Genomic DNA, 24738 nt, shown 5'->3' on the forward strand with positions numbered 1-24738 from the left:
CAGCAACAGAAAGGGCAGCCCGCGGGCTGCCCTTTGTTATTTTACGGCTGGCTTAAGGGGTCTGCTTGACCCAAATCAGCTGGTCGGTGGCAAAGCCCAGCGACTTCGCTTTGGCGACCAGCGCATCCACCTTCGTCTTGGGCGGGTTGGGTGAGCGGGAGAGGATCCAGAGGTAGTCGTGGTTGTAGCTGGTCACCAGCGAGAGCTGGTAATCGGGGTCGAGGTCGATGACGTTGTAGCCGCCGTAGAAGGGGCCGAAGAAACTCACCTTGAGCCGCGCCTCGTCCGGGTTGCCGACGAAGTAGGCCTTGCCCTCGGCTTCGCGCCAGCTGCCATCGCTCTGCTTGCCGCGGTTGAGCACCTTGACGCCGCCATCATCCCGCAGGCTGTAGGTGGCGCTCACCTGCTCCAGCCCCCGCTCGAAGCTGTGGTCGAGGCGGGCAATCTCATACCAGGTGCCAAGATAACGATCGAGCTGGAAGCCGGTGACGGGGCGAATGCCGTCGGCAATCCCGGTACAGGCCGTCAGCAGCAAAGCGGTGAACAGGCAAAGCAGTGAACGCATAAGTAATCCCTCTCTTGTTATCCCTCGATGATGCGCAGCTGGCCATCCCGGAAGCGGGAGGCCTGATCCGTCGGCGTGCTGCCGAAGAAGCGCTTGTACTCCCGACTGAACTGGGAGTTGCTCTCGTAACCGACTCTGGCCGCCGCGGTGCCCGCCTTGATGCCGTCGTGCAGCATCATCATCCGCGCCTTGTGCAGGCGAAACGACTTGATGTACTGCAGCGGCGAGGTAGCGGTGACCGCCTTGAAGTGGTGGTGAAAGGCGGAGACGCTCATGTTCACCTCCCGCGCCAGCTCCTCCATGGTGAGGTTGTCGGCATAACGGGACTCTATCATACGCAGCACCCTGGCGATCTGGCCCACATGGTTGTGGCGATTGGCGAGCGCCTGCAGCGCCGGGCCGCCCCCCTCGGTGAGAGCGTGGAACAGCATCTCGCGCACCGTCTGCGGCCCTAGCACCCTGGCGTGCAGCGGGTTGTCCATCAGCTCGATCAGTCGCTCGGCAGCGCAAAACATGGTTTCGGACAGGGGGACCGAGTGGACGCCGCTCTTTTGCGGCGCGGGGGCGGGCAGGGCATCGCCAAGCTCCAGCAGCAGCTCTTGCAGGGTGACCAGATCGATCTCGATGGTAAAACCGATAAGCGGCTGCTCGGGGGAGGCGAAGCACTCGCACTCGCAGGGCAGCGGTAGGGTCATCAGCAGGTAGTGGTTGGGGTCGTAGCGAAACACCTGATCCGCCAGATAACCCACCTTGTGCCCCTGCAGGATCACGATCATCCGCGGTTGGTAGAGCACCGGGGTGCGGCCATGGTGCTCGGTGGTATAGATGAGGTTGACCTGTTTCACCGGTGATGGGGTGATGCCGGGTGCGGTGACGTGGCGGGTCAATCTGGTTGCGAGGTCGCTGTAACGGTTTTGCATGGGGGCTCTTTGATTCGACAGTTCCGGTTTTCGCTGCTTTGTAGAAATAGGCAAGAATCAAGCAGGATGTTGTCTTGATGGTAGGATGGTTCTGGAGAAAAATGCAATCACGATTTCGCGGCCAGGCCGCCCTGACTATCAGAAGAAGGCAATGTCGATGAACAACTTTACTCTCCATACCCCGACCAAAATCCTGTTCGGCCAAGGGCAGATCGCCCAGTTGCGCGAGCAGCTCCCGAGCGATGCCCGCGTCATGATCACCTATGGCGGCGGCAGCGTGGTACGCAGCGGCTTGCTGGAGCAGATCCGCAACGAGCTGGCCGGTATGACCCTGTTTGAATTTGGCGGCATCGAGCCGAACCCGGCCTACGAGACCCTGATGGGGGCCGTGGAGCTGGCCCGTGCCGAGCGTGTCGACTTCCTGCTCGCCGTTGGCGGTGGCTCCGTGCTCGATGGCACCAAGTTTATCGCCGCTGCCGCGCACTACGATCCGGCCAAGGATCCCTGGCACATTCTCGAGACCGTCGGCAGCGAAGTGCGCTCCGCCATCTCGCTTGGTTCAGTGCTGACCCTGCCGGCGACCGGTTCCGAAATGAACATGGGTGCCGTCATCACCCGTCGCAGCAGTGGCGACAAGGTGCACTTCTTCTCGCCGTTCGTGATGCCGCGCTTCGCGGTGCTCGATCCGGTGCTCACCTACACCCTGCCCGAGCGTCAGGTAGCGAACGGGGTAGTGGATGCCTTTGTTCACATCGTGGAGCAGTACCTCACCTATCCGGTCAATGCCAAGGTGCAGGATCGCTTCGCTGAAGGCTTGCTGCTGACCCTGATCGAAGAGGGCCCCAAGGCGCTGGCCGAGCCGCACAACTACGAGGTACGCGCCAACATCATGTGGAGCGCCACCATGGCGTTGAACGGCCTGATCGGTGCCGGTGTACCACAGGACTGGGCCACCCACATGCTGGGTCACGAGCTGACTGCCCTGCACGGCCTCGACCACGCCCAGACTCTGGCGGTGGTGCTGCCCGCCCTGCTGCAGGCCAAGCGCAAACAGAAACATGCCAAGCTGCTGCAATACGCAGAGCGGGTGTGGGGTCTGCACAGCGGTAGCGAAGCGGAGCGCATCGACGATGCCATCGCCGCGACCCGCGACTTCTTCGAGCGGATGGGGGTCAAGACCCGACTGCGCGACTACGGTCTGAAAGATCTGGGTATCGACACCCTGATCGGCAAGCTGGGTGAGCACGGTATGACTGCCATCGGCGAGCACGGCGACATCGATCTGGTGCAGAGCCAGCATATTTATGAAGCGGCCTGGTAAGGGCCGCCAATCGGTGCCAAACGGGCGAAACGATTGAATTGCCGGGGCCCTCTCCCGCCATCTGGCGGCTGAGCAGCCCCGCTTTTGTTGGGAAAATGTTACTTTTCGGCGTTTCGCTGCGAGAAGTGAGACGAAAGCGGATTTCGTAAGAACAAAAAACGCTAAGATAGAGGGCCGGTAAAACATTTTTTTTGACTGGTTGGATCACTTTTTTCAGCCGTTTTTACTGGTATAAGCCTCTAATTTGGTTTGTTTTTTTTAATCGTAGCCAGGGATGGGCTGAATTCTGTACGAGTGCCGTCGGGACTGCGGTTGTAATAAAACTCCAAAATTTGATACTAATCACCTTCGCGCCTGAAAAGCGGGGGCCTGACCATGACAGGAGGTTGAGGTAAAGCCTACTGATTTTCATAACAAAGAGCCCTGGACCTGCACTTTGGTCATGTCTTGTTTCGTCAGAAGTGAGACACTGGGCAGCGATTGTTTATTAACCATCAGGGAATAGTCATGCAGATTGGAATACCGAGAGAGAGTCTCGCCGGTGAGACCCGGGTCGCAGCGACCCCGGCTACCGTCGAGCAGCTGAAAAAGCTCGGCTTCGAGGTCGCCATCGAGACCGGCGCAGGCCTGTCGGCCAGCTTCGATGATGCCGCCTTCGAGGCTGCCGGTGCCAGCGTGGTGCCGAATGTCTGGCAAGCCGACCTTATCTTCAAGGTCAATGCGCCGACCGATGCCGAGATCGCACAAATTAAAGATGGCGCCACTCTGATTAGCTTCATCTGGCCTGCCCAGAACCCCGAGCTGGTCAAGAAGCTGTCCGAGCGCAACATCAATGTAATGGCGATGGATATGGTGCCGCGGATCTCCCGTGCCCAGTCCCTCGATGCCCTCTCCTCCATGGCCAACATCGGTGGCTATCGCGCCGTGGTTGAAGCTGCGCACCAGTTCGGTCGCTTCTTCACCGGTCAAATCACCGCAGCCGGTAAAGTGCCGCCTGCCAAGGTACTGGTGATCGGTGCCGGTGTTGCCGGTCTGGCTGCCATTGGTACGGCCGGTTCCCTCGGTGCCATCGTGCGTGCGTTCGATACCCGTCTGGAAGTGGCCGAGCAGATCGAATCCATGGGTGGGGAATTCCTCAAGCTCGACTTCGGTGGCGAAGATGGCGCATCCAGCGATGGTTACGCCAAAGTCATGTCCGATGAGTTCATCAAGGCCGAGATGGAGCTGTTCGCCCAGCAGGCCAAAGAGGTGGACATCATCATCACCACCGCCCTGATCCCGGGCAAGCCGGCTCCCAAGCTGATCACCAAAGAGATGGTCGACAGCATGAAGCCGGGCTCCGTCATCGTGGACATGGCCGCTCAGGCCGGCGGCAACTGTGAATACACAGTGCCGGGCGAACTGCATGTCACCGCCAACGGCGTCAAGGTGATTGGTTACACCGATCTGCCGGGTCGCCTGCCAGCCCAATCCTCCCAGCTCTACGGTACCAACCTGGTCAACCTGATGAAGCTGATGTGCAAGGAGAAGGACGGCAACGTTGCCATCGACTTCGAAGATGTGGTTCAGCGCAACATGACGGTGATCCAGGCCGGTGAAGTGACCTTCCCGCCGCCCGCCATCTCCGTCTCTGCTGCCCCGCAGAAACCGGCCGCCGCCAAACCGGCAGCCAAGAAGGAAGAGGCCAAGCCTTCCAACAAGAAGTTCGTGTTCGGTGCCCTCGGCATCGCCGCCTTCGGCTGGATCGCCTCCGTTGCCCCGGCAGCCTTCCTCTCCCACTTCACCGTATTCATCCTGGCCTGTGTGGTCGGTTACTACGTGGTGTGGAACGTCTCTCACGCCCTGCACACGCCGCTGATGTCGGTCACCAATGCCATCTCCGGCATTATCGTGGTCGGTGCCCTGCTGCAGATCGGGCAAGGGTCGACCCTGGTCACCGCGCTGGCGTTCATCGCCGTGCTGATTGCCAGTATCAACATCTTCGGCGGCTTCACCGTCACTCAGCGCATGCTGAAGATGTTCCGTAAGGATTAAGGGGGTTTAACGTGTCTCAAGGACTGGTAACAGCATCCTATATCGTTGCCGCCGTGCTCTTCATCCTCAGTCTCGCGGGACTGTCGAAGCAAGAGACGGCCAAGCATGGCAACCTGTTCGGTATCGCGGGTATGGCTATCGCCCTGCTCGCCACCGTATTCAACCCGGAGACCAGTGGCGTTCACTGGATCATTCTGGCCATGGTGATCGGCGGTGCCATCGGCGTGCGTCTGGCACTCAAGGTCGAGATGACCGAGATGCCCGAGCTGGTGGCCGTGCTGCACAGCTTCGTGGGTATGGCGGCAGTGCTGGTGGGCTTCAACAGCTTCATCGATCTGCACCCCTCCGCACCTGCTGAGGTCGTCGTCTCCGTCGGTTCCAACCTGGATGCCACCCTGGCAGCCGCCCGTGCGGCGTTCGAGCAGGCCAACAGCGTTGCCCAGGTCGAGCACCTGACCGGCGCCATGCTGAACATCCACCTGGTCGAGATCTTCCTGGGCGTCTTCATCGGTGCCGTAACCTTTACCGGTTCCGTGGTTGCCTTCGGCAAACTGCGCGGTCTGATCTCCTCCAAGCCGCTGATGCTGCCACACCGCCACAAGCTGAACCTGCTGGCCGTGGTCGCTTCTCTGGCGCTGATGGTCTACTTCGTCAACGCGGGCGGCTCTACCTTCGCCCTGCTGGTGATGACCCTGATCGCCTTCGCCTTCGGCTGGCATCTGGTTGCCTCCATCGGTGGCGCAGACATGCCGGTGGTGGTCTCCATGCTGAACTCCTACTCCGGTTGGGCGGCGGCAGCGGCGGGCTTCATGCTCTCCAATGACCTGCTGATCGTCACCGGTGCTCTGGTGGGCTCCTCCGGTGCGATCCTCTCTTACATCATGTGCAAGGCGATGAACCGCTCCTTCATCTCCGTGATCGCCGGTGGCTTTGGCTCCGACGGCGTGGCCTCCACGGCTGATCAGGAGATGGGCGAATACCGCGAAACCAGCGCCGAGGAAGTGGCTGACCTGCTGAAGAACTCCAGCTCCGTCATCATCACCCCGGGCTACGGTATGGCGGTGGCGCAAGCCCAGTATCCGGTTGCCGAGATCACCCAGAAGCTGCGTGACCGCGGCGTCAAGGTGCGCTTCGGTATCCACCCGGTTGCCGGTCGTCTGCCTGGCCACATGAACGTGCTGCTGGCGGAAGCGAAAGTCCCGTATGACATCGTTCTGGAAATGGACGAGATCAACGACGATTTCGCCGATACCGATACCGTGCTGGTGATCGGTGCCAACGACACCGTCAACCCGGCCGCGATGGAAGATCCGGGCAGCCCGATCGCCGGTATGCCGGTGCTGGAAGTATGGAAAGCGCAGAACGTCATCGGCTTCAAGCGTTCCATGAATACTGGCTACGCCGGTGTCCAGAACCCGCTGTTCTTCAAGGAAAATACCCAGATGCTGTTTGGCGATGCCAAGGCCAGCGTCGAGGCAATCCTGAAAGCACTGTAAGTGCCATTCAGAGAGTGGATATCAAGGAGGCTTCGGCCTCCTTTTTTATTGCCCATCCCTTGTATATCCTCAATCCATACGGACCATGAGGGATCTCCATGATGTGGTGTCAGGGTTGGCGAAGGATCGGGTTGTACGGCTGGCTGCTCGTCTCCCTGTTTGGTGCTGGTTCGGCCGTAGCGGCGGACGAGCCGCCGACTCTGACGCTGCTGACCGAGCTGTGGCCCCCTTATGTGATGCGTAGTGACAATGGCGAGCTGGCCGGCGCCGATCTCGATCTGGCCTGTACCGTGTTGCGCCAGATGGGTTATCGCACCGAAATCAGGGTGCTGCCCTGGAAGCGGGTTCTGCAGCAAGCCCGTCTCAAGCAGGGGGATGCGGTAGTCGACGTCTTCTTTGAACCTTCCCGCCAGCACTGGCTCCACTACCCCGAAGAGCCGCTCTCTTACAGCGGCGAAGTGCTCTTCTATCCATCTGCTCGTCCGGTGGATTTCAAGCAGCTCTCCGACCTCAAGGGTCTGCGGATAGGTATTCAGGAAGATTATGCCTACAGTCCCGATTTTCTGACCGATCCCGGGGTGATCCGGATGCCGATGACGGGGGAGGGGAATGCCATCAAACAACTGCATCTGATGATGGCCGGTCGGCTGGATGGGGTGGTGCTCAATGAGCGGGTCGGTCGCTACTTGCTGCATACCCAGGGGCTGCAGGATCAGGTGAACCACGGCTCGCGCCTGCTGACCGACGACAACCGCAACTTCCTCGCGTTTACCCACAAGCCCGGCCACGACCAGCTGGCTATCCGCTTCTCCTCTGCCCTCAAGGCGTTCAAACAGACTCCCGCCTACAAGCAGCTGCTGGCTCGCTATCACCTCTGAGTTGCCGCCCGGCTGTGCGCCGCTTCACAATTTGTCGCACTTTGTTAAAAGGTGGGCATAATGGCGAGCAAAAAGGGGATGCCGCTCAACATTAGTTGATCTTGTTGATAGTAGAATCAACTGCGGTTTACTCAAAGTTACTCATATATGTCCACAGCAGCCACCACTGACCAGATCAATTCGTTAACGGATGAAGAACGTCATCTGATCGCCAGTTTCGAGCCCGCGGTCGAGGCGCTGGCCGCGCTGTTTGGCGCAGGGTGCGAGGTGGTGTTGCATGCGTTCGATACGCTGGATGCATCGGTTATCAAGATTGCCAACGGCCATGTCACCGGTCGTCGGGAGGGGGCGCCGGTCACCGACTTTGCCCTCAACCGCTTGCAGGGGGAGGCGGGCAGCCAGTGGAGCAGCTACTTCAGCCGTACTCGCGATGGGACGCTGATGAAGTCCTCCTCCATCACCATCAGTAACCGGCAGGGCAAGCCCATCGGCATGCTCTGCGTGAACTTCAGTCTGGATACCTCCCTTGGCAGCCTGCTCGATACTTTTGCGCTGCCAGCGGCACCGGCGCCGCTCAACAACGAGACCTTTGCCAGCTCGGTGGACGATCTGGTGACTCAGGTGATTGAGAAGGTGGATCGGGACGATTCGCTCTCCTGCACGGTGCGCAACAAGGAGATAGTGACCCGGCTCTTCGACATGGGAATCTTCGAGATCAAGGAGGCGGCCCAGCTGGTTGCCCGGATGCTCGGCATCTCCCGTCATACTGTTTATCTGCATATCCGCAACCACAAAGCGGATCTGAGCAAGCAATAACTGCCTGCGGGCACCCTGAACATGAGAAACACTGCGATGAAAGCACAATGGACCGACTTTATTACCCTGCTCAAGCGTGAAGTGGTGCCGGCCCTGGGCTGTACCGAGCCGATGTCGGTGGCGCTTGCGGCGGCCAACTGCCGCAAGTTGCTGGGGGAGACCCCGACCCGTATCAGCGTCTGGGTCAGTGGCAATCTGTTCAAGAACGGCATGGGGGTCGGGGTGCCGGGTACCGGCATGATCGGTCTGCCGGTGGCCGCTGCGGTCGGCATAACAGGAGGTAATCCCGATGCCGGGCTGGAGGTGCTCAAGACCCTCACACCAGAACAGGTGGAAGCGGCCAAGGCGCTGCTGCCGGTCATCAAGGTGGATGTTAAGGATGTGCCGGACGTGCTCTACGCCGAGGTGCTGGCCGAAGTGGAGGGCCATAGTGCCCGGGTGGTGATCTGCACCGACCACACCCGCATCATCCTGATGGAGAAGGATGGCGAGGTGCTGATGGAGCAGAACAGTGCCCCCGGCGTGCAGATCCAGCCAGCCAAATCCGCCAAGCCGGCCATGACCCTGCGGGAGATCGTCGATTTTGCATTGGAAGTGCCGCTGGCGGAGATCGACTTTATCCGCGAGGCCGCCACCATGAATCAGGCGCTGGCAGATGAAGGGTTGCAGGGTTACGGCCTGAAGATTGGCAAGATCCTCACCGAACAGGTGGAGCGCAAGCTGCTCTCCGATGACCTGATGACGCTGGCGATGCGCCTCTCCTCCGCTGCCTCCGATGCGCGGATGGATGGCGCCATGCTGCCCGCCATGTCCAACTCCGGTTCCGGCAATCAGGGCATTGCCGCCACCATGCCTGTGGTCGCGGCTGCCAGCTTCCTCAAGGCGAGCGACGAGCAGCTGACCCGGGCACTGGTGATGAGCCATCTGGTGGCCATCTACATCAAGACCTATCAGAACAAGCTGTCGGCCCTCTGCGCCGCCAGTACCGCCGCCATGGGGGCCGGTGCCGCCATCACCTGGCTGCTGGGCGGCCAGTATCAGCAGATCAGCCACTGCATCAACAACATGATTGGCGATGTCTCCGGCATCATCTGCGACGGCGCGGGCAGCGCCTGCTCCATGAAGGTCTCCACTTCCACCTCGGCGGCGGTTAAGTCTTCGCTGATGGCCATCAACAACCTGCATGTGCCCCAGAGCGAGGGGATCGTCTCCGACGATGTGGACCAGACCATCGCCAATCTGGGCCGCCTCTCCAAAGAGGGGATGCTGGATACCGACATCGAAATCATCAACATCATGCGAGCGAAACAGCAGAAGCAGTGAATCTGTGACAAGGGGGCGATAGACCCCCTTGTTCTTGTCACGACGGCGCAGACCGTCTGACACGGTTGCCAGGGCAAGCATGGCGCTTGCTCTTGTTTCTCGGGCCCAAGCCCGCTTTTTGGGGAGTCATACCATGACATTTAGCGTTATCGGCAATCTGGCCATCGCCGCCATCTTGCTGTTCTTTCTCTACCGGTTACAGGAAAAACATGTGAGCTTCACCCGCCGGGTATTTGCCGGTCTGGGGCTCGGTATTCTGTTCGGCGCCGCGTTGCAACTGCTTTACGGTGCAGGTTCGCCCGTCATTGTTCAGACCATCGACTATCTGGATATCGTGGGTAGCGGCTATGTGAAGCTGCTGCAGATGATCATCATCCCGCTCATCATGGTCTCCATCATCAGCGCTATCTTGAAGCTCAATGGCGGCACCGCGCTGGGCAAGATCAGCGCCATGACCATAGGCGTGTTGATCTTCACCACCGCCATCGCCGCCGGGGCGGGCATCCTGATGTCCAACCTGTTTGGCCTGACCGCTGAAGGGCTCACCTCCGGGGCCGCCGAAAGCGCCCGTGGCGCCGCGCTGCAGACCACCCTCGGCAGCGTCGAGAGCATGTCTTTCGCCAAGATGATGCTGGAGTTCATTCCCGCCAACCCCTTCCTCGACATGACCGGGGCGCGCAAGACCTCCACCATCGCCGTGGTGATCTTCTCCATCTTCATCGGCCTCTCCGCTACCGGCATCGCCCGCAAGAAGCCGGAGATCTTCGCCAGCTTCAGCCACTTCGTGGCTGTGGCTCATGCCATCGTAATGCGAATGGTGACTCTGGTGCTGCGCCTGACCCCGTTTGGCGTACTGGCGCTGATGACCAAGGTGGTCTCCGGCTCCAACTATGCAGATATTCTCAACCTGCTCAGTTTTGTGATGGCCTCTTACGGCGCCATCGCCATCATGTTTGTCGTGCACCTGCTGCTGGTGAGCATGGTCGGCATCAACCCGCTGCGCTTCCTCAAGAAGATCACGCCGGTGCTGGCGTTTGCCTTCACCTCGCGCACCAGTGCGGGCTCCATCCCGATGAACGTGCAGACCCAGACCAAGTCGCTGGGTATTCCTGAGGGGATCGCCAACTTCGCCGCCTCCTTCGGTTCCACCATCGGTCAGAACGGCTGTGCCGGTATCTATCCGGCCATGCTGGCCGTGATGATTGCCCCGACCGTAGGGGTCAACCCGATGGATCCCGGTTTCATCATGACCCTGATCGCCATCATCACCGTCAGCTCCTTCGGGGTGGCCGGCATTGGCGGCGGCGCCACCTTTGCCGCGCTGATCGTGCTCTCCGCGCTGGACTTCCCGGTGGCGCTGGCCGGTCTGCTCATTTCCATCGAGCCGCTGATCGACATGGGCCGTACCGCGCTCAACGTTTCCGGCTCCATCACCGCAGGGACGGTCACCAGCCGCCTGATGGGCGAGACCGACATGCATGTGTTCAACAGCGATCACGAAGTGAGTCTGGACGGCGAAGAATCCACCGTCTGATTTGCTGTCGGTTGATCTGCCCGTGGAAAGGGGTGACTCTTTCCCGTCATAGACCGCAGGGAGGGCATGCCCTCCCTGCGCCATTGAGAGGAAAAACAATGAGAATTCTGATCATCGGTGGCGAAGCCGCCGGTATGAGCGCGGCGGCCAAGGCGCGCCGTCTGGCCAAAGATGCCGAAATCGTGGTGTATGAGGCCTCCGAGGTGATCTCTTTCGGTGCCTGCGGCCTGCCCTACTTCGTCGGTGACGAGTTTCAGGAGCCCGGCTACATGGCCGAATTCACCCCCGAGCAGTTCGCCGCCAAGGGGATCGAGGTCAAGATTGGCCATCGGGTATTGAGCGTTGACGCAACTGCCCAGGCCCTGCAGGTGGAGCACAACGGCGACACCTTCACCGACCGCTACGATCGCCTGATGATCGCCACCGGTGCCCGCGAAGTGATGCCCCCCATCCCCGGTTTGCAGCAGCAAGGGGTATTCGGTCTGCGCCGGATGGCCGACGGGCTTGCGCTCAAAGCAGCGGTTCAAGACAAGAACAATCGCCGCGCTGTGGTGATTGGCTCCGGCTTTATCGGGCTGGAGGTGGTCGAGGCGCTGGTCCATCAAGGCAAAGAGGTGCGTCTTATCGAGCTGGCGGATCGGGTCATCCCCGATGCGTTTGATGGCGAGATCACCCAGCACATCGAAACCGAACTGCGCGAGCAGGGGGTCTCTCTCCATCTGGGTGAGCGAGTTGAAGCGCTGCTGGGGGATGGCCGGGTGACCGGCGTGCGCACCAGCCAGGGCGAGTACGAGGCCGATATCGTGGTGGTCTGCACCGGGGTCAAGCCCAACACCGAGTTTCTGGCCGATACCGGCATCGAGCGGCTCGGCAATGGTGCTATCAAGGTGGACCGTCAGGGGCGCAGCTCGCTGGCCAACGTCTGGTCAGCCGGTGACTGTGCCAGCGTCTGGCACAGCGTGAAGCAGCAGCAGGTCTATGTGCCGCTCGCCACCATCGCCAACAAGCTGGGGCGCATGGTGGGTGAGAACCTGGCGGGGGCCGAGCAGACGTTCCCGGGCACTTTGGGCTCTGCGGCGCTCAAGGTGCTGGGGCTGGAGGCGGGCCGTACCGGCCTTTCCGAGCAGGAAGCCAGGGCCATGGGCATCGATTACCGCACCGTGGTGATCAAGGACAAGTGCCATACCAACTACTGCCCGGGTCAGTCCGACATTCACGTCAAGCTGGTCTACGAGGCGGGCAGCAAGCGGCTGCTGGGGGGTCAGATCCTCGGTCGCAAGGGGGCGGTCCACCGCATCGATGCGCTGGCGGTGGCGATCACCATGGGAGTGACCACCGAGCAGCTCGGCATGCTGGACTTTGCCTACGCGCCGCCCTTCTCCCGCACCTGGGATGCCCTGAACGTGGCGGGTAACGTCGCGAAGTAAGCGTTGCGATGACGGCGTTGGGAAGGCGCCGTTACGCTGCCCTGCTCTGCAGAGCCTCTGCGGGTAATATCAGTGGCTAAATTGCAGCGATAAAAAAACCGATGCCAAGGCATCGGTTTTTTATTACCGGTTTATCCGTATCACTCAGCCACGGCCGAGGCGGTTCTCCGGGTAGTTCTTGGCCAGCACTTCGCGGGCATGCTTGGCCAACTGCGGCATCTTCAGGGCGTCGTAAGACTCGACCATGATCTCCAGCGCCTTCTCGGTTTCGGCTGTGTCGGGGTAGGTTTCGACAATCAGCTTGGCCCGGTTGGCGGCCGCAACCAGCGCATCACGCTTCACGTAATACTCGGCCACGCTCAGGTCATATCGGGCCAGACGATTTTTCAGGCCAATCATGCGGGCGCGGGCATCGGCGGCATAGACGCTGTTGGGGTAGTTTTGCAACAGGGTCTTGAAGTCCTGGAATGCCTGACGGGCATAAGCCGGGTCTTTGTCGTCACGACCGATACCGAACAGGCTCTGGAAGAAATTGTAATCCGCCGCCATGTTGGTCAGGCCGCGCATATAGAAGACGTAATCGATATTTTTATGCGCCGGATTGAGGCGGATAAAACGGTCGATATTGGCGATCGCCTGAGCGGTATCATCCTGCTTGTAGTAGGCATAGATGAGGTCAAGCTGCACCTGGTTGGAGTAGGCGCCGAACGGGTAGCGAGAGTCCAAAGCCTCCAGCAATTCAGTGGCTTGCACGTAATTGCCAACGTCCAGTTTGAGGCGTGCTTTCTGGTACAGGGTCTCCGGCGGTTCGTCGGGTACCTTGGGTTTGGTGCTGGAACAGCCTGTGATCAAGGTAGCGACCAAGGCGAGCGACATCAGCAGGTGAGACTTCTTTCCCATCAACAACATCCGGTCCATTTCCACGAAATTGGCAAAGTATCCGTTATGCTTGGCTAAAAGAAAAGCTAGAATACCCGGATTATTTCGAATTGATACCCCCCGCTCAAGAGACCATACATGAGCCAGCATATTGAACTGACAGGCGAATTCCAGGATCACCAATTCGGGCAGCGACTCGACCAGGCCCTGGCCGAATTGTTTCCAGACTACTCCCGCACCCGCATCAAGGAGTGGATTTTACAGGACAGAGTGACCCTGGACGGTCAGGTTGCCAACACCCCGCGCGAGAAGATTCTGGCCGGGCAGCAGGTGCATGTGAATGTCGAGCTGGAAGATGATACTCGCTGGGATGCCCAGGATATCGAGCTCAACATCGTTTATGAAGATGAACACATTCTGGTGATCGACAAACCGGCCGGTCTGGTGGTTCACCCGGGCGCAGGTACGCCGGATGGCACCATCCTCAACGCCCTGCTGCACCGCTACCCCGGCATTGCCGAGGTGCCTCGCGCCGGTATCGTGCACCGTCTGGATAAAGACACCACAGGTTTGATGGTGGTTGCCAAAACCGTACCCGCACAGACCCATCTGGTGGAAGCGTTGCAGGCGCGCCAGATCACCCGTGAGTACGAAGCGATCGCCATCGGTCACATGACCGCAGGTGGCACCGTCGATGCGCCCATCGGCCGTCACCCGACCCAGCGTACCCACATGGCCGTGGTGCCCAATGGCCGTCCTTCCGTGACCCACTACCGGGTGCACGAGAAGTTCCGTGGCCATACCCGTCTGCGCCTGCGTCTGGAAACCGGTCGTACCCACCAGATCCGTGTCCACATGGCTCACATCAAACACCCGCTGGTGGGTGATCCCGCTTACGGTGGCCGTCTGCGCCCGCTGCGCAACGCGACCCCCGAGCTGACCCAGGCACTGCGCAACTTCAACCGTCAGGCGCTGCATGCCACCATGCTGCAACTGGCTCACCCCATCACGGGGGAAGTGATGCAGTGGCACTCAGCTACACCACAAGACATGGTGGAGCTGATGGAAGTGCTGCGCGCGGATACCCTCGCCAATCCGGATGATCTGGTCTGGAACTGATGTGATAGGGCCTGCTGCGTCGGTTTCTGGCGTCATCCGGCCCGAATAGATGCCAATCGGGGTTCCCTTGCAGGAGCCCCGTTTTTATATCGGTGAATTGAAGGAGTCACAGATGAAATGGATCGAACCCGACTGGCCAGCCCCGGCGTGTGTCAGGGCGTTGTCGACCACCCGGGATGGCGGCGTCAGTGAAGGGGTCTTTGCCGGTCTCAATCTGGGCGCCCACGTGGGTGACGAACCGGCGCGAGTCGAGTCTAACCGCGCCCGCTTGCAGCAGGCGGCCGCCATCCCGGGGCCCCTCAACTGGCTTAATCAGGTGCATGGCACCGTGGTTCATCCGGTCAGCAGCCATTATGAGCGGGCGCCGGATGCCGATGCTGCCTGCGCCCATGAGGCGGATCAGGCCTGCATCGTGATGACTGCTGACTGTCTGCCGGTGCTGTTCTGCGATCGGGCAGGTACCGTGGTCGCAGCGGCCCACGCAGGCTGGCGTGGACTGAAAGAGGGCGTGCTGGAGGCGAGCATCGCCGCCATGGGCTGCGAGCCGGGCGAGGTCCTGGCCTGGATGGGCCCGGCCATCGGCCCCACTGCGTTTGAAGTGGGTGGCGAGGTGCGCGAGGCCTTTATGGCCGAGCAGGCCGAAGCAGAAGCGGCGTTCATCCCTTCGTCCAATGAGGGGAAATGGCTGGCGGATATCTACCAGCTGGCCCGGCTGCGCCTTGCCCGTGCTGGCGTCACCGCCATCTATGGTGGCGAATACTGCACCTTCAGCGACAGCGAGCAGTTTTACTCCTATCGCCGCGACGGCCAGACCGGCCGCATGGCCTCCCTCATCTGGTTGGCCCGCTAAGCAATCACCCGCCAAGTAATAGCCCGTCTCTCTCAAGAACAGATCCGTATGAGAGAGGCGGGGATCCTGCCCTCTCCCCGCTTTGCAGAAAAAATAACCAGCCCATGCCCTTGAAATAGCCCGTACGGGCCTCATCTTTCATCTCAGAAAGTTATGTTGTTTGCCGCGCAAGCGGCGTCTGCCTGTTTGAAGGGGGAGTGCAATGCGCCTCGATCGCCTTACCAGCAAATTCCAGATTGCTATTTCCGATGCCCAGTCTCTTGCGCTGGGTCGTGACCACCAATTCATCGAACCCGTTCACCTGATGACCGCGCTGGTCAATCAGGATGGCGGCTCCATCCGTCCGTTGCTCACCCTGACCGGGATGGATATCAATGCCCTGCGCTCCCGTCTCGGTGAGGAGCTGGATCGCCTGCCGCGCGTCAGCGGCGTGGAAGGGGACGTGCAGCTCTCCAACGGCCTCGGCCGCCTGCTCAACGTTTGCGACAAACTGGCCCAGCAGCGCAAGGATCAGTTCATCTCCTCCGAACTGTTCGTGCTGGCTGCCCTCGACGACAAGGGAACGCTGGGTGAGCTGCTGCGCGCCCAGGGGCTGACCAAGGAGAAACTCGAAGCGGCCATCGACAAGGTGCGTGGCGGCAAGAAGGTGGAGGATGCCAACGCCGAGGAGAACCGTCAGGCGCTGGAGAAGTACACCATCGATCTGACCGAGCGGGCCGAGATCGGCAAGCTCGACCCGGTGATCGGCCGGGATGACGAGATCCGCCGCACCATCCAGGTGCTGCAACGCCGTACCAAGAACAACCCGGTGCTGATCGGTGCCCCCGGTGTCGGTAAAACCGCCATCGTGGAGGGACTGGCTCAGCGCATCATCAACGGCGAAGTACCGGAAGGGCTCAAGAACAAGCGGGTGCTGTCGCTGGACATGGGGGCGCTGGTGGCCGGTGCCAAGTATCGCGGCGAGTTTGAGGAGCGGCTCAAGGCTGTACTGACCGATCTCGCCAAGGAGGAGGGCAACGTCATCCTCTTTATCGACGAGTTGCACACCATGGTTGGCGCCGGCAAGGGCGAGGGGGCCATGGATGCGGGCAACATGCTCAAGCCTGCGCTGGCCCGTGGCGACCTGCACTGCGTCGGCGCCACAACCCTGGATGAGTACCGTCAGTACATCGAGAAAGATGCCGCGCTGGAGCGTCGCTTCCAGAAGGTGCTGGTGGAAGAGCCGAGCGTGGAGGACACCATCGCCATTCTGCGCGGCCTGAAAGAGCGTTACGAGCTGCACCACCATGTGCAGATCACCGACCCCGCCATCGTGGCGGCGGCTCAGTTGTCGCACCGCTACATTGCGGATCGTCAGTTGCCGGACAAGGCCATCGATCTCATCGACGAGGCGGCGGCCAGCATCCGGCTGCAGATCGACTCCAAGCCCGAGGCGCTCGATCGCCTCGAGCGGCGCATCATCCAGCTCAAGCTGGAGCAGCAGGCGCTGATGAAGGAGGACGACGACGCCAGCCGCAAGCGTCTGGAGCTGATCAATCAGGAGATTGGCGAAAAAGATCGGGAATACAACGAGCTGGACGAGGTGTGGAAGGCCGAGAAGGCTGCCCTTGCCGGTACCCAGCATATCAAGGCTGCGCTGGAGCAGGCCCGTCAGGATCTCGACGTGGCGCGCCGCGCAGGCGACCTGGGCCGGATGTCCGAGCTGCAATATGGCCGCATTCCGGAGCTGGAGAAACAGCTGGATCTCGCCACTCAGGCGGAGATGCAGGAGACCAGTCTGCTACGCAACCGCGTCACCGATGTGGAGATTGCAGACGTCTTGGCCCGCTGGACCGGTATTCCGGTCGCCCGCATGCTGGAAGGGGAGCGCGACAAGCTGCTACGGATGGAAGATCAGCTGCACAGCCGGGTGATTGGCCAGGAAGAGGCGGTCGATGCGGTCTCCAACGCCATTCGCCGCTCCCGCGCCGGGCTCTCAGATCCGAATCGCCCCATCGGCTCCTTCCTGTTCCTGGGGCCCACCGGGGTGGGCAAGACCGAGCTGTGCAAGGCGCTGGCGGAGTTCCTGTTCGATACCCAGGATGCCATGGTGCGGATCGACATGTCCGAGTTCATGGAGAAACACAGCGTGGCCCGTCTGGTGGGGGCGCCTCCCGGATACGTAGGTTACGAAGAGGGCGGTTATCTGACCGAGGCGGTACGCCGTCGTCCCTACTCGGTGATCCTGCTGGACGAGGTGGAGAAGGCGCATCCGGATGTGTTCAACATCCTGTTGCAGGTGCTTGATGATGGCCGCCTGACCGATGGTCAGGGTCGGACCGTCGATTTTCGCAACTCGGTGGTGATCATGACCTCCAACCTCGGGTCGGATCTGATTCAGGAGCACCACTCCGAGAAAGACTACGACGAGATGAAGGCCATGCTGATGGATGTGCTGACCCGCAGTTTCCGGCCGGAGTTTATCAACCGGATCGACGAGACCGTGGTGTTCCATCCGCTTGGCGAGGATCACATCAAGTCCATCGCCCGCATCCAGCTCAAGAGCCTGATGGGCCGACTGGAGGCTCAGGGCTACGAGGTGGAGGTGAGCGAAGCGCTGCTCGAGAAGCTGGTGCATGCCGGGTTCGACCCCGTCTATGGGGCGCGGCCTCTCAAACGGGCGATCCAGCAGAAGGTGGAGAACCCGCTGGCGCAGGCCCTGCTCTCCGGCCGCATCGTTCCGGGCAAAAAACTGGTGCTGGGGGCCGACAGCAACGGCCTGACCATGACCCAGTAACCGATTCTGTATCAATGTTTGCAACGCCAGCCCTCGGGCTGGCGTTGTCATATCTGGTGGCGGGGATTCGGGTGCAAAAAAACGGCAATCCGAAGATTGCCGGGAGGAATGTAGTGACGCGACCTGACGTGGGTTGAGCGGGTCGCAGGGGCAAGCCCCGGTTTCGCCGTGGGCCATCAGGTATGACCACGCGGCTTACAGCATGTCCGGACTGCGCTCGTTCAGTCCGCACCGCCACACACCTTCAGGGCTGACCCGCGTGCCACTGCGCACAGGCCAGACCGATGAAATAAACGCGTTTACAGCATGCCCGGGATAGCGGCCTTCATTTCAGAGGGCCACACACCAACCTGCACCTGACCGATATGCTCTTTTTGCAGCAGCAGCATGGCCAGACGAGATTGGCCGATGCCACCGCCGATGGTCTGCGGCATCCGTGCGGCCAGCAGGTCCTGGTGCCAGTCGTACTGCAGGCGATCCTCGTCGCCGGTGATAGCCAGCTGACGGCGCAGCGCCTCGGCATCGACCCGGATCCCCATGGAGGAGATCTCGAAGCTGTCTTGCAGCACCGGGTTCCACACCAGAATGTCACCGTTCAGACCTGCCAGACCCAGCTCGTTGTGGCTGCTCCAGTCGTCGTAATCCGGGGCGCGCACATCGTGGCGTTCGCCGTGGGAGAGGGCACCACCGATGCCGATCAGGAACACGGCCCCCAGCTCTTTGGCGATGGCGCGCTCGCGCCCCTTGGCATCGAGGTCCGGGTAGCGGGCCAGCAGCTCTTCGCTGTGCAGGAACTGGATCTCGGCCGGCAGGAAGGGGGTCAGTTCATGCTCGGCGCAGACTGCGCGCTCGGTGGCCTTGATGGCGGCCCAGATGCCGCGCACGGTTTCTTGCAGATAGGCAAGATCGCGGCGCTCGCTCGGCATCACCTTCTCCCAGTCCCACTGATCCACGTAGACGGAGTGGATGGGGGTGAGCTTGTCTTCATCCGGACGCAGCGCCTTCATGTGGGTGTAGATCCCTTCGCCCGGGCCGAAGCCGAAGCGACCCAGGGTCTGGCGCTTCCACTTGGCCAGTGAATGGACCACTTCGTAGCTGTGCTCCGGCAGGGTTTTTACTTTGACCTGCACTGCATTCTCATGGCCAGAGAGGTTGTCCTGAGTGCCATCACCGACCCGGCTCAGAATGGGGGCTTGCACCTCCATCAGACCCAGCTGCTGGGCGAGTTGGCGGGAGAACATCTCTTTGACGAAGCTGATCTGCTGTTGGCTGCGAATGTAGTGCTGTTTCATGCTGAATTCCTGTTTCAAACCCCGTTGGATGTGGTGATTTTTCAACGGATCGCTAACTAAATTCAATATTCGATAATAGAAATAGGCTTTGTGTATTTTTTTCTTCAAAATAAGCCGTTTTTTAATGAGGTATCGTCAACGGGAGTGCAAAAAAATGCCGGAAAATTACCGGATCGATAATCTCGATCAGGCCATCCTCACCGCTCTGATGGAGAATGCGCGGATCCCTTACGCCGAACTTGCGAAACAACTGGCGGTCAGCCCGGGCACCATCCATGTGCGGGTGGAGAAGATGAAACAGGCGGGGATCATCGAGGGGACACGGGTGCAGGTTAACCCCAAGAAGCTGGGTTACGACGTCTGCTGCTTTATCGGGATCAATCTGAAGAGTGCCAAGGATTACCCCTCGGCACTGGCCAAGCTGCAGGCGCTGGACGAAGTGGTGGAGGCCTACTACACCACGGGCCACTACAGCATCTTCATGAAGGTGATGACCCGCTCCATCGACGAGCTGCAGATAGTGCTGATCAACAAGATCCAGACCATCGACGAGATCCAGTCCACTGAAACCCTGATTTCGCTGCAGAATCCGATCCTGCGGGATGTGAAACCCTGACCCCTTGATCAGGGTTCGATATAGGGGATGGCGTACTTGTCGTAGAGGGCCTTGAGGCTGCCGTTGCGTTTCATGCGCAGCAGTTCGGCATCGTAGGCCGCCATCAGGGCGGGGGTTTGTGCATCCGCCCGTGCGCGGGCCCAGGTGTTGAAGTAGGGGCTGCTCTTGAGCGGTTTGGGCAGGTAATCGATCTTTCCCGTCAGCCCCTCTTCCTTGATCTGGGTGAAGGCGGTGACCAGCGGCATGGGCACGGTATCGATCCGTCCGGCCAGCAGTTTGCGCAGTTGCAGCTGGTTCATGGTGATCTCCTGAAACTGATAGGCCGGGTCGGTCATGGCTGCTGCCAGTTCAGGGGTATAGGAGAAATCCTTGGTCACGCCGATGCGCCAGGGTTTGAGATCGGCCAGCGTTTCGTAGCGGATCTTCAGCAGGTCAGTCTTGCGCACGAAGAAGTGCCAGCTGTGGCGAAGATGGGCCTGTTGGGGATAGATGAGATAACTCTCCCGCTCTGCCTTGTAGGAGTGGGTCATCACCAGGTCGCAGGCGCCGGTTTCGGCGTTGCGGGTGAGGCGGGCGCCGGAGTCGGCCAGCTCGATCCTAAAAGGCGTCTCCAGCTTGTCGAAGATGGCGGTGACGATGTCGATATCGAGTCCGCGAGGTTTCTGATCGGCATCGAGAAACTTGAGCGGGGGCTCCATGGTGCCGCAGATCACCAGCTCTTTGGCGGGCAATCCGAGTGGAAACAGCAACCAAAACAGGGGGATCACACGCAAACTACGTCTCCTGAGCCCGTTTGAAGATATTCCAAGACCTGATTCCAGTATATTGGATGGCACCTGATCCGTTAGAAGCGACTGTTTATGGCAAATCCTGAAATCGAGAGCCCGCTGGACGGGATCGACAAGTTGACCGTCTCGCTCTACCGCCTTGGCTTGAGTGCGGCAGCCTTGTTGCTGCTTTGCCGCGGTGCGGCGCTGCTGAGCGGGATGGCACTGCTTCCGTCGGCACAATGGTTGATGTCTCTGGCAGTGGCAAGCGCAATCTGCGGCTTCTCGCTGCATATCTACGACAAGCGGATTCGCCTGATTCTGCAGGGATTTGGTTGGGGCGCGCTGGCCCTGGCTGCGGTAGGAGCACCGGATGCGCTGGTGCTGGGAGCGGCCTTGGCGACCCTCTCCGGGTTGGCGTTCAAGGAGCAGTTTTGCTTCTCGATTCCCGGCATCAAACTAGTACCCATTTTGCTGCCGGCGTTATGGCTGCTGGAGTGGTTGCGGGTGGAGTGGGCCGCCGCACTGGTGGCGCTGGTCTGCGGGGCCCTGTTGACCTTGCTGGCGCTGGCCAAGTGGCGGATGCCCCTGCACTTCGATATCGGTGACAAGGGGCGTTACCAGATCTAGGTCTGCTGGCACACCTTCATCTGCTGGTTGAGGGCCTGCATCACCTGACGGCGGCTGATGATGCCGATCACCTTGCCCTGTTGCAGCACCGGGTAGATCTTGGGCTTGGCATCGGCCATCTGGCGAGCCAGATCCAGAATGCTCTCATCCGGCCCGACCGAGAGGGGCGAGCGGTTCATCAGATCCTCCACCCGGGTGCGGGTATCGCAGTGGTAGCTGCCGGTGAGCAGGCTGGGGATGCAGTCTTGTTCGGAAAGAAAGCCGATCAGCCGTTTCTGCTCATCCAGCACCGGCAGGCCGCCAAGACCCGATTGATGCAGGCGATCCAGCGCCTCGGCCAGGCCGAGTCCGGCAGTGAGGGAGTGGGTCAGGCGACCCATGTGGTGGTGTACTTTCAGCATGGTGGTGACTCCGCAAGAGGGGGATGCCGCCACTATGACGCGGGTGGGTGGCCCGCGACCAATGGCTTGTGCCGCAGGGATTGATAGGCACAAGCCATCGGCGGTGATCCGCTGGCAGGCGGGCTTCGTTCATGCAAGACCATGAAAGGGAAAGGAGATCGTATGCGTGCATTGGTTACGGGCTGCGGCCGTCGACTCGGATTTTATCTCTGTGAACAGCTGGTGGCAGCGGGTTGGCAGGTGACGGGCAGCTATCGCAGCGAGCGGGCGGAGCTGGCCACGCTGGCTGCATTGGGGGTCGAACTGGTGCAGGCGGATTTTGGCCGGGAAGAGGACGTTGGCAAGCTGATCGATGTGCTGGCTGCCCATCAGGATCTGATGCTGGTGATCCACAACGCCTCTGCTTTCGAACCTCAGGCAACTGATCCGGCGGCGCAACTGGCCCAGTTCGAGCAGTTCTACCGGGTGCACATGGCGGCCCCCTTCCAGCTCAACCGGGCGTTGGCCGCCCGGCTGGCCAGCAACCCCAACGCCAGCATCATTCACATCACCGATATCTATATTCATGCCCCGGCCCCCCGTTTTGCCAGCTATGTGGCCACCAAGGCGGGAGCCCATTCGCTGGCCATGAGCTTTGCCCGGGAGCTGGCGCCTGCGGTGCGAGTCAACACCATAGAGCCGGGGCCGATCCTGTTTCTCGATGAACATGACGAGGCGTGGCGCCAGCAGGTGTTGGCGAAAACGCCGCTGGCGCGGGAGGGGGGACTTGAGCCCATCTGGCAGGCGGTGCAGTTACTGATGGGGAACAGTTATATGACGGGTGCCAGCATCAAGGTAGATGGCGGGCGCGCGCTGGCCACTCTCTGAAGATTTGCCAAGCACCAGCGGCTCCAGCCCGACCTGCCGGGTCAGCAAGTCCTTGCCGGGTTTGAGCTTGCCCGACGGGGCAGGGAGCGTCACTTGCAGCGCCACCTTGGGGTCATGCACCTCGCCATGGCCGTAGAGCTCGGCCAGCAGCTCCGCCAGATAGGAATCGACCTCTGCCGAGGTAAAGTCACTGCTCCTGTTGCTGGCCAGAATATCGATGTCGAGCGGCCGATCGTGCACCTTGCAGAGCGGATCGCTGCGATCCCGGCCGTGAGCTACTTCAAGGGCGATAAAGTACTGCTTGAGGCTGGCGGCATCGAGCGGGCTCTCCACCACCAGCAGGCAGTTGAGAAAGTCGTGGCTGGAGTGCATTCCCACCGGCTTGGTGCGGATCACCGAACTCAGCCGCAGGGGGCCGACGTTCGCAAACAGCTCGGCCAGCGCCCGGCTGACATGGATATGCGGGTCAATATTGGAACCAATGCTACACAGATAGAACATGCTCACCTTCCCTGGGTTGGGCTCATCTGAAATGTATACGCAGCTCACGGTTATCGGATTAACTATGGCTTAACATTGTCTTATCTATTGTGATCCGGCACTGATTGGCAGAAAGGAGGTTTGCATGAGTGTGGAGCTGAAATGGGCGCTGTTGACCGCCTCGGGCGCGCTGGCGATGATCATGATTATCTGTCTGGCCTCTGTCGCGTTGGCGTGAATCACCACAATCCAGATAATACAAACCGGCCTGTTGGCCGGTTTTGTTTTTTGGGGCGGTGCGGCTATGCTGGCGCACCGGTGAGAATGCAAGAGAAGAGATGATGACCAAGGTTCGCCCACGCTCCCTGCTGCAGGTGGTATTGATGGGATTTGTGCTGGTATTGATGCCGCTGGGCGGCATGATCTGGCACAACAGCACCTCCCTTGCCCACCTCAGTCAGCTCACCAGCGACGAGATGGAGCGGGCGGTCAAGGATACCCGCCGCGCCACCCTGTTGACGGCGCAAGCCATCGATATCGAACGCACCTTGCGCCGCTTCGCGGTGCTGGGGGATCGCCGCAGTCTCACCAGCTACCAGCAGCAACTCGACGGGTATCGGGTGTTGCTGGCGGAACACCGCAACTCCATCACCGATGGCCAGCTCTACAGCGGGCTCGATCAGGGGCTGGCCTGGCTCGACAGCCTGCAGGATGCCGCGCTGGCCCGGGCGGCGGCAGCGGGGGACAAGCTCGAGCAGTTCAACGATGCCAACAAGCAGCTCGAAATAGTCACCCGCAGCCGGGTTGACGAACACATGGATCGGGTGCAGCTCACCATCGCCGGACTGACCAGCGAGCTCTGGTGGGTGAGTGGAGCGGTGGCGGCGCTCAGCCTGCTGATGGTCTTTATCTTCACCTACCTCATCATCCACCCGGTACGACAGATTGAGTCGCGCATCTTGAGCCTGGGAGCCGGGGTCGAACCCGATCCCAAGCCGGTTGACGGCCCTGCCGAGCTGGTATTGCTGGGGGAGCGGATCGTCTGGCTGCACGACAAACTCAAGGAGCTGGAGCTGCAGAAATACCAGTTCCTGCGCCATGTATCCCATGAACTGAAGACCCCGCTGGCGGTGCTGCGGGAGGGGACGGATCTGCTCTGCGAGCAGCTGGTCGGGCCTTTGACGCCGGATCAGCTGGAGATCTGTCAGATGCTCGACGAGAACAGTCGGCGTTTGCAGACCCTGATCGAGCGGCTGCTCGACTTCAACCGGCTCAGTCAGCAGGAGGCCTTCGAACTGGAGCCCGTCCCCCTGCTGCCGATGTTGTCGGAACTTTCTGCAGAGTACCGGCTGGCATTGGAGTCCAAGCAGATCCGTGTACACTTGCCGACCGTGCCGGTTACCCTGTGGGCGGAGCCCTACCGGCTACGACTGATCCTCGATAACCTCTTCTCCAACGCCGTCAGTTACGGCGCCAGCGGGGGCAATATCTGGATCAGGGCAGGGCAGGATGAACAGATAAGCTGGCTGGAAGTGGCCAACGAGGGGCCCAAGATCCCCGTGGCCGATCAGCAACGCATTTTTGAACCCTTCGAGCAAGGCAGCACAGTGCGGCAAGGTCTCTTGAAAGGCTCGGGCATGGGCCTCTCCATCGCCCGCGAGTCTGCCAACAGCCTGGGGGGGGAACTGGTTCTGGTAGAGGATGAACAGGCTGATGTCTGTTTCAGGTTGACGTTGAAATGAGGACT

Annotated in this window: 23 protein-coding genes; 16 read left to right on the forward strand and 7 right to left on the reverse strand. The window is 60.6% G+C overall.

Translation table 11 applies throughout. The annotated features are described in order from the left end of the window. Nucleotides 1–52 precede the first annotated feature (52 nt). Nucleotides 53–565 (reverse strand): lipocalin family protein, encoded by a 513-nt coding sequence (locus tag AB5Y99_RS17370; protein WP_043823160.1) that lies wholly within the window; start codon nucleotides 563–565, stop codon nucleotides 53–55. Nucleotides 566–582: 17 nt separating this feature from the next. After that, nucleotides 583–1485, reverse strand: a complete 903-nt coding sequence (locus AB5Y99_RS17375; protein ID WP_005339751.1) for an AraC family transcriptional regulator — start codon at nucleotides 1483–1485, stop codon at nucleotides 583–585. A 157-nt stretch (nucleotides 1486–1642) separates the two neighbouring features. Here AB5Y99_RS17375 and yqhD point away from each other — a divergent pair, with 157 nt between their 5' ends. From yqhD to AB5Y99_RS17415, 8 genes are all read left to right on the forward strand, one after another. Next, a complete protein-coding gene (gene yqhD, locus AB5Y99_RS17380; protein WP_368210289.1) occupies nucleotides 1643–2806 on the forward strand; it encodes an alcohol dehydrogenase in 1164 nt (387 codons plus the stop codon). A gap of 507 nt (nucleotides 2807–3313) precedes the next feature. Further along, nucleotides 3314–4840, forward strand: coding sequence for a Re/Si-specific NAD(P)(+) transhydrogenase subunit alpha (gene pntA / locus AB5Y99_RS17385; RefSeq protein WP_184236617.1), 1527 nt, complete (start codon nucleotides 3314–3316; stop codon nucleotides 4838–4840). Between the two features lie 11 nt (nucleotides 4841–4851). Then, nucleotides 4852–6336 carry a Re/Si-specific NAD(P)(+) transhydrogenase subunit beta gene (gene pntB, locus AB5Y99_RS17390; RefSeq protein ID WP_005339759.1) on the forward strand — a complete coding sequence of 495 codons (1485 nt, stop codon included), beginning with the start codon at nucleotides 4852–4854 and terminating at the stop codon, nucleotides 6334–6336. 98 nt (nucleotides 6337–6434) lie between these two features. Beyond that, nucleotides 6435–7214: a substrate-binding periplasmic protein gene (locus tag AB5Y99_RS17395; RefSeq protein WP_368210291.1), complete on the forward strand. Its 780-nt coding sequence runs from the start codon at nucleotides 6435–6437 to the stop codon at nucleotides 7212–7214. A gap of 147 nt (nucleotides 7215–7361) precedes the next feature. Then, nucleotides 7362–8030 carry a transcriptional regulator gene (locus AB5Y99_RS17400; RefSeq protein ID WP_368210294.1) on the forward strand — a complete coding sequence of 223 codons (669 nt, stop codon included), beginning with the start codon at nucleotides 7362–7364 and terminating at the stop codon, nucleotides 8028–8030. Nucleotides 8031–8051: 21 nt separating this feature from the next. Further along, entirely contained in the window at nucleotides 8052–9353 is a 1302-nt protein-coding gene (locus AB5Y99_RS17405) for a serine dehydratase subunit alpha family protein (protein WP_368210296.1), read from the forward strand. Nucleotides 9354–9486: 133 nt separating this feature from the next. Further along, nucleotides 9487–10887 (forward strand): L-cystine transporter, encoded by a 1401-nt coding sequence (locus AB5Y99_RS17410; RefSeq protein ID WP_005341918.1) that lies wholly within the window; start codon nucleotides 9487–9489, stop codon nucleotides 10885–10887. Between the two features lie 98 nt (nucleotides 10888–10985). Continuing rightward, nucleotides 10986–12314, forward strand: a complete 1329-nt coding sequence (locus AB5Y99_RS17415; RefSeq protein ID WP_368210299.1) for a CoA-disulfide reductase — start codon at nucleotides 10986–10988, stop codon at nucleotides 12312–12314. A gap of 144 nt (nucleotides 12315–12458) precedes the next feature. On the opposite strand, the gene AB5Y99_RS17420 is transcribed toward AB5Y99_RS17415, so the two are convergent. Then, a complete protein-coding gene (locus AB5Y99_RS17420) occupies nucleotides 12459–13214 on the reverse strand; it encodes an outer membrane protein assembly factor BamD (RefSeq protein ID WP_005339769.1) in 756 nt (251 codons plus the stop codon). Between the two features lie 117 nt (nucleotides 13215–13331). Here AB5Y99_RS17420 and rluD point away from each other — a divergent pair, with 117 nt between their 5' ends. From rluD to clpB, 3 genes are all read left to right on the forward strand, one after another. Further along, nucleotides 13332–14312 (forward strand): 23S rRNA pseudouridine(1911/1915/1917) synthase RluD, encoded by a 981-nt coding sequence (rluD, locus tag AB5Y99_RS17425; protein ID WP_005339771.1) that lies wholly within the window; start codon nucleotides 13332–13334, stop codon nucleotides 14310–14312. A gap of 112 nt (nucleotides 14313–14424) precedes the next feature. Continuing rightward, nucleotides 14425–15162 carry a peptidoglycan editing factor PgeF gene (pgeF, locus tag AB5Y99_RS17430; protein ID WP_368210301.1) on the forward strand — a complete coding sequence of 246 codons (738 nt, stop codon included), beginning with the start codon at nucleotides 14425–14427 and terminating at the stop codon, nucleotides 15160–15162. Nucleotides 15163–15364: 202 nt separating this feature from the next. Continuing rightward, complete coding sequence (gene clpB, locus AB5Y99_RS17435; protein ID WP_005339779.1) at nucleotides 15365–17938, forward strand: ATP-dependent chaperone ClpB; 2574 nt, start codon at nucleotides 15365–15367, stop codon at nucleotides 17936–17938. 299 nt (nucleotides 17939–18237) lie between these two features. On the opposite strand, the gene asnA is transcribed toward clpB, so the two are convergent. Next, nucleotides 18238–19230 (reverse strand): aspartate--ammonia ligase, encoded by a 993-nt coding sequence (gene asnA, locus AB5Y99_RS17440; protein ID WP_042082901.1) that lies wholly within the window; start codon nucleotides 19228–19230, stop codon nucleotides 18238–18240. A 154-nt stretch (nucleotides 19231–19384) separates the two neighbouring features. Between asnA and asnC the strand changes: the two genes are divergently transcribed. Then, on the forward strand, nucleotides 19385–19846 hold the full coding sequence (asnC, locus tag AB5Y99_RS17445) for a transcriptional regulator AsnC (protein ID WP_005339783.1): 462 nt from the start codon (nucleotides 19385–19387) through the stop codon (nucleotides 19844–19846). 8 nt (nucleotides 19847–19854) lie between these two features. On the opposite strand, the gene AB5Y99_RS17450 is transcribed toward asnC, so the two are convergent. After that, complete coding sequence (locus tag AB5Y99_RS17450) at nucleotides 19855–20619, reverse strand: substrate-binding periplasmic protein (protein ID WP_368210304.1); 765 nt, start codon at nucleotides 20617–20619, stop codon at nucleotides 19855–19857. Between the two features lie 87 nt (nucleotides 20620–20706). Here AB5Y99_RS17450 and AB5Y99_RS17455 point away from each other — a divergent pair, with 87 nt between their 5' ends. Continuing rightward, a complete protein-coding gene (locus AB5Y99_RS17455; protein WP_213388076.1) occupies nucleotides 20707–21243 on the forward strand; it encodes a DUF2301 domain-containing membrane protein in 537 nt (178 codons plus the stop codon). Here AB5Y99_RS17455 and AB5Y99_RS17460 read toward each other — a convergent pair. After that, on the reverse strand, nucleotides 21240–21644 hold the full coding sequence (locus tag AB5Y99_RS17460; protein WP_005356342.1) for a CBS domain-containing protein: 405 nt from the start codon (nucleotides 21642–21644) through the stop codon (nucleotides 21240–21242). The genes AB5Y99_RS17455 and AB5Y99_RS17460 overlap by 4 nt on opposite strands. A gap of 162 nt (nucleotides 21645–21806) precedes the next feature. Here AB5Y99_RS17460 and AB5Y99_RS17465 point away from each other — a divergent pair, with 162 nt between their 5' ends. Then, on the forward strand, nucleotides 21807–22511 hold the full coding sequence (locus AB5Y99_RS17465; protein WP_368210306.1) for an SDR family oxidoreductase: 705 nt from the start codon (nucleotides 21807–21809) through the stop codon (nucleotides 22509–22511). On the opposite strand, the gene AB5Y99_RS17470 is transcribed toward AB5Y99_RS17465, so the two are convergent. Further along, the gene (locus AB5Y99_RS17470) at nucleotides 22437–23012 is read right to left on the reverse strand and encodes a 2-amino-4-hydroxy-6-hydroxymethyldihydropteridine diphosphokinase (RefSeq protein ID WP_139428729.1); all 576 of its coding nucleotides are present in this window, start codon (nucleotides 23010–23012) and stop codon (nucleotides 22437–22439) included. The two genes, AB5Y99_RS17465 and AB5Y99_RS17470, sit on opposite strands and share 75 nt — an antisense overlap. A 124-nt stretch (nucleotides 23013–23136) precedes the next feature. Between AB5Y99_RS17470 and AB5Y99_RS17475 the strand changes: the two genes are divergently transcribed. Both AB5Y99_RS17475 and AB5Y99_RS17480 read left to right on the forward strand, forming a co-directional pair. Beyond that, nucleotides 23137–23229, forward strand: a complete 93-nt coding sequence (locus AB5Y99_RS17475) for a YnhF family membrane protein (protein WP_005339800.1) — start codon at nucleotides 23137–23139, stop codon at nucleotides 23227–23229. A gap of 103 nt (nucleotides 23230–23332) precedes the next feature. Beyond that, the gene (locus tag AB5Y99_RS17480; protein WP_005339801.1) at nucleotides 23333–24733 is read left to right on the forward strand and encodes a HAMP domain-containing sensor histidine kinase; all 1401 of its coding nucleotides are present in this window, start codon (nucleotides 23333–23335) and stop codon (nucleotides 24731–24733) included. Nucleotides 24734–24738: the final 5 nt, after the last annotated feature.

The organism is Aeromonas sp. R4-2, assembly GCF_040908295.1.
Classification (GTDB): domain Bacteria; phylum Pseudomonadota; class Gammaproteobacteria; order Enterobacterales; family Aeromonadaceae; genus Aeromonas; species Aeromonas veronii.